Genomic DNA, 12,110 nt, shown 5'->3' with positions numbered 1-12,110 from the left:
GGCCTCTGGCGGCTCGCTACACCGGTCCGCCTACCGCTTCCCGAACGCCCTTAGGAAAGTGCGCACCGCATTGCTCGCCGCCTTGCGGATTTCCGCCTCGTTCGGCTCCTGGCCTGGCTCGCGCGTCGCGGGCAGGTCGGCATTCACCAGCGCCATGAACTGCCGCGCCGCCAGGTCCGGGTCCTCGATCTCGAGATATCCCTGGTGCGCCAGCTTGGCCAAACGCCCCGCGATCGCCGGCCAATTGCTGCCCGGACCATACTGCTTCCAGGTCTCGAAGAGCTCGGGATAACGCGGCCCCTCTTTCTCGATCAGCGTCCGCAGCGCCACTGCGTCGGCATCGCACATGCAATTGCTGCAGAGCCGCATCGCGAACTCGATAAGGTCTTCCTCCAGGTTCACCGGATGGTCCGGGAACGTACCGATGGTCTGGATCAGCCGGTAGCTCGAGCGCGCCGACACGTCGGCCACCACCGCCACGAACAGCTTTTCCTTGTCCCCAATGTGGTTATAGACCGTCTGGCGCGATACCCCCGCCTCGGCCGCGATCAGGTCGATACTCGCGCCCGCCACGCCCTCCCTCACGAACACGGCCGTCGCCGCTTCCAGGATGCATTTGCGTTTGGCGCTCTGCCCGCGCTGCATGGCGGGTTCGCGGATCAACTCTGACAGAGATTCCATAACTGCCAATATAATGGGGCTTGACGAATTAGACAACACTGTCCAAAAATATGGACATTGGAGTCACGGCCTCGCTCCTCCCTTTCCCTGCGCCGTCCTCCTCGACATCACGTAATCGGTTTACAGGCGATCAGCGCACGCGAGTGCTGCCGGTCGCCGCTCCAAGAGGTTTTCCATGAAGAGCGATATCGTTCGCGCCGCTCTTGTCCTCGGCTTGTTGTCCGTTGTCGGACCCTTCGCCATCGACATGTACCTGCCTGCGCTTCCCGCCATCGGCGAGCACCTCAAGGCCGACACGGCCCAGGTGCAGGCCAGCCTGATGGCCTTCATGGCCGCCATTGCCGTCTGTCAGCTCATCTATGGGCCGGTCAGCGACATGGTCGGCCGCAAGCCGCCGCTCTATTTCGGCATCGGCCTGTTCATCCTGGGCTCCATCGGCTGTGCGCTCGCGCCCAGCATCGAGTGGCTCGTCGCCGCCCGCTTCGTCCAGGGCGTTGGCGCCTGCGCGCCCATGGCCATTCCCCGCGCTGTCGTGCGTGACAACTATACCGGCACCGACGCCGCCCAGCTCATGAGCCTGCTCATGCTGGTCTTCTCCGTTTCCCCGATCCTGGCTCCGCTCTCGGGCAGCCTCGTCATCCAGTTCGGTGACTGGCGCGCCCTCTTCTGGGTGATGGCCGTCGTCGGCGTCCTCGGCCTTGTTCTCCTGGCCTTCTTCCAGCCCGAAACTCGCCCTGCCGCCGCCCGCCTCGAAAGTTCGTTCGGTAGCGCACTGCGCGGTTACTGGATGCTGCTCAAGGATTGGAATTTCCTGGGGCTCACCTTCATCGGCGCTTTCGGCATGTCGAGCTTCATGGCCTATCTCGCCAACTCGTCCTTCATCCTGATCGAGCACTACGGCATTTCGCCGACCTTCTACAGCTTCATGTTCTCGATCAACGCGGTGTCGTTCATCGGCCTCTCCCAGTTCGCCGCCTATTTCGGCAAGCGCTTCGGCTTCAACGCCGTCGTCCGCACCGCCGTCACCGGCTTCCTGCTGGTCATGGCCCTGCTGTTCGGCCTCTTCGTCTTCGGCGTGGACAACCTGGTCGTCCTCGCCGCCCTGCTCTTCGTCGGCTACGGTTTCCTGGGCCTTGTCGTGCCCACCACGGCCGTCCTTGCCATGGAAGAGCATGGTGAGATCGCCGGCACCGCCTCGGCCCTCATGGGCACGCTCCAGCTCGTGACCGCGGCTGTCGTCATGGGGATTTCCGGCGCTTTCTTCGATGGCACCGCCCTGCCGATGGTCGCCGTCATCGCCGCCTGTGCCGTGGCTGCGTTCATCCTGACCCAGCTCACCATTCGCAGCAGCCGTCGCGCCGTCGGCGCCCCTGCCGAGTAAAAACGAAGAGGGCGCGGACTCGCCGTCTGCGCCCTTAACGACCCAACTACACTGGTCGCTAATTACGAACAGTCTTTTCCATCGCCGAAACGATGGCTCCCCTCTTCTTCAGCGTTCGCTTCAACCATCCGGAAATCCCCGCATTTCCGGATGGTTACATTTTCGTGCCTGGGCGACACCGATGATCCCCAGTGAAACGACTGTTTCCCCCAACCAGCTTTGTGCCTTCTTGAGGGAATCCGAAGCAGGAACATATTCAGCGTCAGTTACTTTTTGCGACTGAAGGAGACTACAATGTCCAAGCCCAAGATTGCCGTCATCATCGGCTCCACCCGCGACACCCGCTTCGCCGACAAGCCGGCCCAGTGGATCCTCGATCTCGCCAAGCAGCGCGATGATATCGACGTCGAACTGGTGGACCTGAAGGATTTTGACCTGCCGCTGTTCAACGAAGCCGCGTCGAACGCCTGGGTTCCGTCCCAGGACCAGCGCGCCGTTGCCTGGCAGCAGAAGATCGCCGGTTATGATGGCTACATCATCACCATTGCCGAGTATAACCGCTCGATCACCGGCGCCCTCAAGAACGCCTTCGATCAGGCCTATGTCGATTGGAACAAGAAGCCGGTCGGCTTCGTGGCCTACGGTTCGGTCGGCGGCGCCCGCGCTGTCGAGCATGCCCGCAACATCGCGGTCGAGCTCCAGATGGTCCCGGTCCGCTCGGCCGTCCATATCGGCGGCAGCGAGTTCGTCGCCGTCGCCTTCCAGGGCAAGACCATCAAGGACATCGAGCCGGCGATCCTGCCCAGCGCCAAGGATATGCTCGACCAGCTGACCTGGTGGGCATACGCCACCAAGAACGCCCGGGAAGAGTCGGTCGCTGAAGCGGCCGAGTAAGTCTCCTTCACGTACGCTTCCCGAGCAGGGCGGCACCTTCGGGTGCCGCCCTTTTCGTTCGTGCCTGCGCAACCTTATGCACAAGGCAGGGTTGAGTGTGGCAGAGAAGGGGTATAAAAGCCGCCCGCCTCGCCGCAAGATGAGCAAAGGTACATGACGCAAGTGAATGTCGCCGGTCCCGAGACCGGTAGCGTTGAGACCGAACAGGCCGAACACGCACAAAAGCACTTGCCGGTGCTCATCCTCGGAGCACTTGGCGTCGTCTACGGCGACATCGGGACGAGCCCGCTCTACGCTTTCCGCGAAGCTCTGCACGGTGCAACATCCGGCTCTGCCGAGCACACGGAGATTCTGGGGCTGCTGTCCCTTATCTTCTGGGCGCTCACCATCATCGTCTCGATCAAGTATGTCGGCTTCGTCCTGCGCGCCGACAACAAGGGCGAAGGCGGCACGCTTTCGCTTATGGCCCTTGCCCGTTCGAGCTTCAGCAATCGCCCGGTCTGGGTGCTGGCGCTCGGCGTCGTCGGCGCTTCGCTGTTTTTCGGCGACGCCATCATCACGCCCGCCGTCTCGGTGCTCTCCGCCGTCGAAGGCCTCGAGATCGTCCAGCCCAATCTGACACCCTGGGTGGTCCCGATCACCGTGGTCGTCCTCATCGTGCTCTTTACCGTCCAGCGCTTCGGCACGGGCGGCGTGGCCACGGTCTTCGGCCCCATAATGGGCGTCTGGTTCCTGGCGCTCGGCCTGTCCGGCCTCAACCATCTCGTCCACAATCCGGGCGTGCTGGTCGCGCTCAATCCCTATTACGGCGCGCTCTTCGTGGTGAACCACCTCCACATCGCCGCCATCGTCCTGGGCTCCGTCTTCCTGGCCGTCACCGGCGCCGAAGCGCTTTACGCCGACCTCGGCCATTTCGGTCGCAAGCCGATCACCATCGCCTGGTTCGCGATGATCTTTCCCTGCCTGCTGCTCAACTATTTCGGCCAGGGCGCATTCGTGCTCGGCCACACCGAGCAGGCCAGCAACCCCTTCTTCCAGATGCAGCCGGAATGGGCGCTCCTGCCCATGGTCATCCTCGCCACGGCCGCCACGGTCATCGCCAGCCAGGCGGTGATTTCGGGCGCCTATTCGCTCACGCGCCAGGCGATCAACCTCAACCTGCTGCCGCGCATGGATATCCGCCACACCTCCGAAAAGGTGACCGGCCAGATCTACATGCCGCAGATCAACATGCTGCTCCTGGTCCTCGTCCTGGTGCTCGTCGTCGCCTTCCGCAGCTCCGCTTCGCTCTCGGCGGCCTACGGCATCGCCGTTACCGGCGAGATGCTGGCCACCGCCGTGCTGCTGCTGGTTGTCATGTGGCGCATCTGGAAATGGGGCCTGCCGATCGCCATCGCCATCGTCACCCCGCTCTTCCTCATCGACCTCGGCTTCTTCGTCTCGAACCTCGCCAAGTTCACCCAGGGCGGCTGGGTGCCGGCACTGGTGTCGGTCGTTCTCATCATCATCATGTCGAGCTGGATGGCCGGCCGCCGCCGTCTCGCCGAAAAGACCCGTCGCGACGAAGTTCCGCTCGAATTCCTCGTGCAGAACCTCACCAAGAAGAAGCCGACCATCGTGCCCGGCACGGCCATCTTCCTCACCAGCGACATAGAAGGCGCGCCCACGGCCCTGCTCCACAGCCTCAAGCACTACAAGGTGCTGCACGAGCGCAACGTCATCCTCACGGTCCAGACCTCATCGGCCCCGACCGTCGCCGACGACGAAAAGGTCCGCATCGACGCCTATAACGAGCTCTTCTGGCGCGTGATCGTTACCTTCGGCTACATGGAAACGCCCAACATCCCGAAGGCCCTGGGCCTGGCCCGCAAGCTCGGCTGGAAGTTCGACATCATGTCGACGAGCTTCTTCCTCTCCCGCCGCGTCCTCAAGCCCTCACCCACCAAGCGCGGCCCCATCCGCTCGATCTCGGACCGCATCTTCATGACCATGGCCCGCAACGCCAGCGACGCCACGGAATACTTCCACATCCCCACGGGCCGCGTGGTGGAAATCGGAACACAGCTCACGATTTAGCGGAAATACGGGGGGTAAGCGCCTTCGGCACTCCCTCCCCTTAGGGGAGGATGAAGGTTGCTACTCGACCTAGCCCAAAACACCCACCCTCCCCCTTGTGGGGAGGGCTAGGGAGGGGGTCAGCCACTAAAACCGGCTCAATCCTTCGGCATGTCCGGGCAGACATACGGCACTTCCGCCGGCTTGAACCGCTGCTCGCCCACCGGCGACTTCAGCACCAGCTCGTCCGACGTCAGCGACACGATCTCCGCCTCGATAGGCATCCCGTCCTCTTCCCAGGACACATGCGTCTCGTCCACCTGCTTCCAGGCCGAAAGCCGATGCGTTTCCCAGCAGGAATCGCTGATCAGCGTGCCGTCCGAGAGAAACACCTGCATCGCGCCCGGCAGGTCGGTATCCTGCTGCACCCAGACGCGGTCGGTAAGCCCGCTGCCCCCGGGCTTTGCGCCCTCCTCCGCGATGGCGGGAAGGCACGTTCCGACGCCCCACATGGCCAAAAGGGCGAATACGGCGGTCTTGGTCGTCATCGGCAGCTCCATCTCAAGGTCCCGCTGAACTGGGGATCACCCTTTGCCCTTACAAGATGGATTTGAAATTTCGGCGAATTTTCGGCCCGCCTGTTGCCGCTCAGCCAAGCCCGCGCAGAAAATCCACCACCAGCCAGGAAACGAAGTCCGGTTTCTCGAACATCACCCCATGCGAAGCATTGGGCACGATCGCCAGATGCCCCTGCGGCAGCGCCCGCCACATCGCCACGGCATGCTCGACATGGATGTGGTCGTCCTCGCCCTGCATCACCAGCGTCGGCTGCCCGATCCTGCCCAGGTCTTCCGGCGCCAGCCGCGGCTCGTTCCACCAGAGCGCAAACATCCGCTCCGCCACCGAGGGGAAATTGCTCCCGCCCTCCGGCGCCCGCAGCGCATAATCCGTCTCCAGCATCCGGTAGATGTCAGAGCCCGGCGCCACGTCGAACTTGTCCTGCCCGTCCGCGTCGAAATTGGCGCCGATCAGCACCATGGCCCGCACGAGGTCCGGCCGCTGCATCGCCGTGAACAGGGCCGCGATGCCGCCATCGCTCCAGCCGACCAGCACATGCGGCCCGCCGCCCAGCCATTCGAGGAAGGCCGCCACCTCCTCGCCCATCCGCGCATAATCGAAAGGCCGCCCGTCATCCGCGGTGCGGCCTTGTCCGATGCGGTCGAAACCGATGAGGCGATAATGCTGGCCGAGAATGGGGCCGAGCGCTTCGAGCATCTGCTCGCTATAGCCCAGCCCGCCATGAAGCATGACCAGCGTAGGTCCTGAGCCCCGCTCGCTGACCCAGACCCTGCGCCCGCCGATTTCGGCATAGGCGCCCTGGAACGAGGCTCCCTCACCGGCCATGTCGTCTCCTTACATGCCGTCGGGGCCTCGCGAAATCGCGGCCAGGCCCGTACGCACCACTTCGACCAATCCCAACGGCACCATAAGCGCAATGAACGAGTCGATCTTGGACGATTTTCCGGTCACCTCGAAGACGAAGCTCTCGGTCGTCGCATCCACCACCTGCGCGCGGAAGGCATCGGCCAGCCGCAGCGTCTCGGAGCGATGCTCGCCCGTGCCCTTGACCTTGATCAGCGCCAGTTCGCGTTCCAGCGCCTGGCCTTCGGAGGTGAGATCATGCACGCGGTGCACCGGCACCAGGCGTTCGAGCTGCAGCTTGATCTGCGTGAGCGTCTTGGGAACGGCGACGGTGACCAGCGTGATGCGACTAAGTCGCCGGTCGTGTTCGGTCTCGCTGACGGTCAGGCTCTCGATGTTGAACCCCCGCGCGGTGATGAGCCCCACGACGCGCGCAAGGATACCCGGCTCATTGTCGACGAGCACCGAAAGCGTATGCCGCTCGGGCGTTGCGGTTTCCTGGGTGAGAAAGTAGGCCGATCCGGTCGGCAGCAGATTTGCGTTCATTCTGTAGATTCCTCGAAGCTGGTTTTCTTGGCCTCCCCCTCCCCAGCCCTCCCCGCAAGGGGGAGGGTGCAAGAGGTGGTCACACAACGTTCAACCCACTCCTCTTCACCTCCCCCCTTGCGGGGGAGGCCGGGAGGGGGGTGAGCCGCCCGCGCCTAAACCAGCATCTTCCCCTTCTCATCAATGATCGAACCGATGTTCGCTGTATCCGGCAGGATGATCTCGTTATGCGGCTTGCCGGACGGGATCATCGGCAGGCAGTTCTCGTCCTTTTCGACGAGCACGTCGAAGATCACCGGGCCCGGATAATCCAGCATCTCCTTGATCGCGGCATCCAGCTCTTCCGGATTGTCGCAACGGATGCCCTTGCCGCCGTAAGCCTCGGCGAGCTTGACGAAATCGGGCAGGCTTTCCGAGTAGGAATGCGCATAGCGCCCGCCATGCAGCAGGTCCTGCCACTGGCGCACCATGCCCATGCGCTCGTTGTTGAGGATGAAGATCTTGATCGGCAGGCGATACTGCACCGCCGTCGACATTTCCTGCATCGTCATCTGCACCGAGGCTTCGCCCGCGATGTCGATCACCAGCGCATCCGGATGCGCCACCTGCACGCCCACCGCGGCCGGCAGGCCATAGCCCATCGTGCCCAGGCCGCCGGAGGTCATCCAGTGGTTCGGCTTGTCGAAATGGAAGTGCTGCGCCGCCCACATCTGGTGCTGGCCGACTTCGGTGGTGATGAACACCTCACGATCCTTGGTCAGCTCGTAGAGCCGCTGGATGGCGTATTGCGGCTTGATGGTCTTGCCGATCTGCTTGAAGCCGAACGAATTGACCGCGCGCCACTTCTGGATCTGCTCCCACCACGGCGCGATCGCCTCGGTGCGCGGCTGGTTGGTGCGGCTGCGCCAGATGCGGATCATCTCTTCCATGACCAGACCGCAATCCCCGATCACCGGAATGTCGATGACGACGTTCTTGTTGATCGAGGACGGGTCGATATCGACATGCACCTTGCGGCTGCCCGGCGAGAAGGCGTCGATGCGCCCTGTGATACGGTCGTCGAACCGCGCCCCGATATTGATCATCAGGTCGCAGTCATGCATGGCCAGGTTCGCTTCGTATGAACCATGCATGCCCAGCATGCCCAGCCATTGCGGGTTGCTCGCCGGGAAGGCGCCCAGGCCCATCAGCGTCGAGGTCACGGGGAAGCCCGTGATCTCGGCCAATTCGCGCAGATGCTTGCTCGCTTCCGGCCCCGAATTGATGACGCCGCCACCGGTATAGAACACCGGCCGCTCGGCCTTGAGCATCAGATCGACCGCCGCGGTGATGGCGGCAAGATCGCCCTCCGTCTTCGGGCGATAGCTGGCATGGCGGAAATTCTCGAGGTCGGGCTTGGTATATTCGCCCATGGCGAACTGCACGTCCTTGGGAATATCGACCACCACCGGGCCCGGACGGCCGGTCATGGCGATATGGAAGGCCTCGTGCATGATGCGCGGCAGGTCCTTGACCGACTTCACCAGGTAATTGTGCTTGGTGCAGGAGCGCGTGATGCCCACCGTGTCGCATTCCTGGAACGCGTCCGAACCAATGAGCGTGGTCGGCACCTGCGCCGTGATGCAGACGAGCGGGATGGAATCGAGCAGCGCGTCGGTCAGCCCCGTCACCGCATTGGTGGCGCCCGGCCCCGAAGTCACCAGCACCACGCCCGGCTTGCCGGTCGAGCGCGCATAGCCTTCGGCCATATGGGTCGCGCCCTGCTCGTGCCGGACGAGGATGTGCTGCACCTTGTCCTGCTGGAATATCGCGTCATAGATCGGCAGCGCCGCGCCGCCGGGATAGCCGAAAATATGCTCGACCCCCTGATCCGCCAGCGCCTGCACCACCATCTCGGCGCCCGTCATCTTCTCAGCCATCGCCAAAAACCTTCTCCTAACCCTCCCCCCGCACCGTCCACCCTCCCCCTTGTGGGGAGGGCTAGGGAGGGGGTCGCCGCCCAGCGGCGTATTCACTCAACCCACGGGCCCCACCTTGCACCCTCCCCCTTGCGAGGAGGGTTGGGGAGGGGGTGAGCCACGCTCACAAACCCATCATCTCCAAACCTGCGCCTCCTTTCCGCCTCAGGCCGAAAAAAGGCAATAAAAAAGGCCCCTTTCGGGACCTGTTTTCGGCGCACCAGCATGCCCGCGGGTTTCTAACCCACGTTGCCGATGCGCCTACCTACGATAAGAACGAGTGCCCGCACGGGACCTCTCCAAAAATCTGAACGCGGTAGGGATATGCGCGGGCGGGGGTGGGTGTCAAGGGGGCGTACATGCGAAAGCAGGCAACTCTTGATCTTCTCAAAGACCTGCGATTTCTAGGAATGTATTTGTATATTTCCTACCACATGATCAGCAATTACGATGCTAAATCGACGTATTCGAGACCCACTTCATGATCTGATCGCGTTTTCGAATAAGGAGCTTGAACGGGTTTTATGGGAGGCTGTTCAAACTCGCCCCTTCCAGAGACTTAGACGAATTCGGCAACTAGGTTTCTCAGATCACGTTTACCCCGGTGCCACTCACTCTCGACTAGCCCACAGCATCGGGGTCTTTCACACTGCACGAAAGCTCATGGAGATAGTGCGTGCGCACGTCGATCAACAAAGCAAAGAAGAGCGCGCTCTGGCTGCAGCACTTTTGCATGATCTAGGACATGGGCCGTTTAGCCATGCCTTTGAGAAAGTAGGCAAGCGATTGGGCCTGAAGCTCGCCGACCACGAAGTCATGAGCGACAGACTCATAAGAAATAGCGAAGTCTCTGAAGTTCTCACCCAATTGGGGAGCGGGTTCGCGAACGACGTCGCGGACATTATTCAGAAGGGCGGCGTTAAGTCCGTGCACCACGCCGTGGTCTCGAGCCAGTTTGACGCAGACCGATTGGATTATGTGCGCCGCGACCGACTAATGACGGGTACACAGCACGCAGCCATCGACTTCAACTGGCTTCTCGCAAATCTTGAGATCGGAAGGGTTAGCGAGGGCGTCGATGAAACCCCCGTCGGAGAGGTGGAGACGTTCGTACTTGGCCCCAAAGCGGTCGAAGCTGCTGAGGGCTATGTACTTGGCCTCTTCCATCTTTACCCCACTGTCTACCTCCACAAGGCAACGCGCGGGATGGAGATGCTGTTTACAGAGCTTCTTGTACAGGTCGTTAGCCTCGTTAGGGAAGGTAGCATCAAGAAAACCGGTTTGCCGTCATCACATCCGCTGATCCAGTTCGCCAAGCGTCCCGAGGAGATCGATGTTGCATTAAACCTCGACGACACGATCGTTTGGGGCGCGTTAAGTCAGATGTGCCAGGCCGAAGACAAATTGGTTTCCATGCTCTCTTCCAGAATCAGGGATCGCAAGCTCTACAAGTGTTGTGATGTCAGGGCCGAAGTGACGCATGCATTCGATCCTAAAAGCACAGAAGCGCCGAATCTGAAGGATCAAATTGATCGTTGCTGCGCAGCGATTAAGGAGGCGTTAACCGAATGGAGTGCCAAAAATTCTTCATTAGGTCCGCGCGTCCTCCTCGATGAGGACAAACGCTCGCCTTACAAATCGATCGGCGAGTCGAAGGGCCCACTGGATCGAATTAACATTCGGACGCCCGGTGGAACGCTTGTTGATCTGGGGGAAAGGTCTACGGTCGTCCGGTCCCTCCAAACCTATAAGTTGTTCCGCGCCTACACTGACCGCAATGATCATGATGCAATTGAAAATATTTCCAAGATCACAAAGGGGGAGATAGAAAAGTGTCGGCAGAGCAGGTAGCCAGCATTGTTCTAGATGCCGGTGGGAAAGTAGTAGGGCGTACACGTCTGCAGAAAATAGCTTACTTGCTCACGGCCACTGGCTTGGAGGAAGGGATAAGTTTTTCTTACAAGCATTATGGACCGTTCAGCGAGGAACTGGCCGCGTCCGCGCATGAGGCAGACTTGCTAGGGCTAATTGCAGAAAGTGAACATGCCGCCTCTTGGGGGGGCACCTACTCAATATATGAAGCATCAAAGGGGCGGAGCACTGGGATACCTGCTCGCCGGCAGTTAGCTACTGAGGCTGCAAAGGCCGATGCTGTTGAACTTGAGCTGGCAGCTACCGCACTCTTTTTGGCGCATGAAGGCTTTACGAGCCCATGGGAAGAAACCAGTCGTCGAAAGCCTGAAAAATCAGACAATGGGCGCCTCGAACGCGCTAAAGGATTGTACCGAAAGCTATCCGCAATCGATACGCCCACCCCGTGGCCAGCCATCTAGGCTATCTGCTCGTCACCGCCAACTTAACCCCTAACCCCACAAACGCCGCCGCGAACGTCCTCCTCATCCACATCATCACCCTCGGCCGCGAAACCACGTGCTGCCGCACCGCGGCGGCGCACACGCCATAAATCGCGAACACCCCAAATGTCAGCGCCATGAACACCGCGCTCAGTTCCAGCATCTTCGGCACTGCCCCGCTCGCGCCCGGGTCCACGAATTGCGGCAGGAAGGCGAAAAAGAAGATCGAGAGTTTGGGGTTCAGGATATTGATCAGCACGCTCTCGACGATCACCTGCCGCGCCGAGCGCGGTGCGCTCTGGCCCTCGACATTGAGCGCGCCCTTTTCGCGCAGCGTCTGCCAGGCCATGTAGAGCAGGTACGCCACGCCCGCATACTTGATCACCTCGAAGGCCAGCGCGCTTGCATGCAGCAGCGCCGCCAACCCCGTGATTGCCGCCGCCATATGCGGAATGATGCCGAGCGTGCAGCCGAACGCCGCCACCACGCTCGCCCTTGCCCCGCGCGTCAGCCCGGCGGCCAGCGTATAGAGCACGCCGGTGCCCGGCGAAGCCACGACCACCAGCGTCGTGATGAGAAATTCGATGCTCATCGTCCGTCCTCCCTGCCGCGAAGACTACCAGCCGCCACCCCTTTGGCAATCGGGCGGCGCACTTATGCACCGCGCCCGCGGCCCCCGAAACGCCACGTCCTCAACGGCTTGCCGTTTTCCGCGCGCTTCTTCTCCCCGCCCCTTCCGGCGATGCTAACCTTTGTGCATCCCTCGCCAACAGGGCGGCACTGACGAGGTGTCGGGCGCCGGTGGCGGTATCGGGCAGC

Annotated in this window: 11 protein-coding genes; 5 read left to right on the top strand and 6 right to left on the bottom strand. The window is 61.8% G+C overall.

Annotated elements, in window-relative coordinates:
* Positions 1-30: 30 nt before the first annotated feature.
* Positions 31-681 carry a TetR/AcrR family transcriptional regulator gene (locus JNE37_RS15605; protein WP_203063678.1) on the bottom strand — a complete coding sequence of 217 codons (651 nt, stop codon included), beginning with the start codon at positions 679-681 and terminating at the stop codon, positions 31-33.
* A gap of 175 nt (positions 682-856) precedes the next feature.
* Here JNE37_RS15605 and JNE37_RS15600 point away from each other — a divergent pair, with 175 nt between their 5' ends.
* From JNE37_RS15600 to JNE37_RS15590, 3 genes are all read left to right on the top strand, one after another.
* Complete coding sequence (locus JNE37_RS15600; protein WP_035033361.1) at positions 857-2,062, top strand: multidrug effflux MFS transporter; 1,206 nt, start codon at positions 857-859, stop codon at positions 2,060-2,062.
* A 294-nt stretch (positions 2,063-2,356) separates the two neighbouring features.
* Positions 2,357-2,956, top strand: coding sequence for an NADPH-dependent FMN reductase (locus JNE37_RS15595; RefSeq protein WP_035033359.1), 600 nt, complete (start codon positions 2,357-2,359; stop codon positions 2,954-2,956).
* Positions 2,957-3,109: 153 nt separating this feature from the next.
* Positions 3,110-5,032 carry a potassium transporter Kup gene (locus JNE37_RS15590; RefSeq protein WP_081840543.1) on the top strand — a complete coding sequence of 641 codons (1,923 nt, stop codon included), beginning with the start codon at positions 3,110-3,112 and terminating at the stop codon, positions 5,030-5,032.
* Between the two features lie 137 nt (positions 5,033-5,169).
* Here the strand turns inward: JNE37_RS15590 and JNE37_RS15585 are convergent, their stop codons facing one another.
* The 4 genes from JNE37_RS15585 to JNE37_RS15570 all read right to left on the bottom strand — a co-directional run bounded on the left by JNE37_RS15585 (position 5,170) and on the right by JNE37_RS15570 (position 8,898).
* Positions 5,170-5,559 (bottom strand): hypothetical protein, encoded by a 390-nt coding sequence (locus tag JNE37_RS15585; RefSeq protein WP_203063676.1) that lies wholly within the window; start codon positions 5,557-5,559, stop codon positions 5,170-5,172.
* Between the two features lie 100 nt (positions 5,560-5,659).
* Positions 5,660-6,415: an alpha/beta fold hydrolase gene (locus JNE37_RS15580; protein ID WP_203063675.1), complete on the bottom strand. Its 756-nt coding sequence runs from the start codon at positions 6,413-6,415 to the stop codon at positions 5,660-5,662.
* Positions 6,416-6,424: 9 nt separating this feature from the next.
* On the bottom strand, positions 6,425-6,979 hold the full coding sequence (gene ilvN, locus JNE37_RS15575; RefSeq protein WP_035033357.1) for an acetolactate synthase small subunit: 555 nt from the start codon (positions 6,977-6,979) through the stop codon (positions 6,425-6,427).
* A 155-nt stretch (positions 6,980-7,134) separates the two neighbouring features.
* On the bottom strand, positions 7,135-8,898 hold the full coding sequence (locus tag JNE37_RS15570) for an acetolactate synthase 3 large subunit (protein WP_203063674.1): 1,764 nt from the start codon (positions 8,896-8,898) through the stop codon (positions 7,135-7,137).
* A gap of 702 nt (positions 8,899-9,600) precedes the next feature.
* Here JNE37_RS15570 and JNE37_RS15565 point away from each other — a divergent pair.
* The gene (locus JNE37_RS15565) at positions 9,601-10,788 is read left to right on the top strand and encodes an HD domain-containing protein (RefSeq protein ID WP_246513318.1); all 1,188 of its coding nucleotides are present in this window, start codon (positions 9,601-9,603) and stop codon (positions 10,786-10,788) included.
* The gene (locus JNE37_RS15560) at positions 10,770-11,270 is read left to right on the top strand and encodes a hypothetical protein (RefSeq protein WP_203063672.1); all 501 of its coding nucleotides are present in this window, start codon (positions 10,770-10,772) and stop codon (positions 11,268-11,270) included. The genes JNE37_RS15565 and JNE37_RS15560 overlap by 19 nt, the downstream gene beginning before the upstream one ends.
* Position 11,271: 1 nt before the next feature.
* Here JNE37_RS15560 and JNE37_RS15555 read toward each other — a convergent pair whose 3' ends face one another.
* Positions 11,272-11,883 carry a LysE family translocator gene (locus JNE37_RS15555; protein WP_203063671.1) on the bottom strand — a complete coding sequence of 204 codons (612 nt, stop codon included), beginning with the start codon at positions 11,881-11,883 and terminating at the stop codon, positions 11,272-11,274.
* Positions 11,884-12,110: the final 227 nt, after the last annotated feature.

It is taken from the genome of Paradevosia shaoguanensis (assembly GCF_016801025.1).
Classification (GTDB): Bacteria; Pseudomonadota; Alphaproteobacteria; order Rhizobiales; family Devosiaceae; genus Paradevosia; species Paradevosia shaoguanensis.
This window is presented reverse-complemented; position numbering and strand designations above follow the sequence as displayed.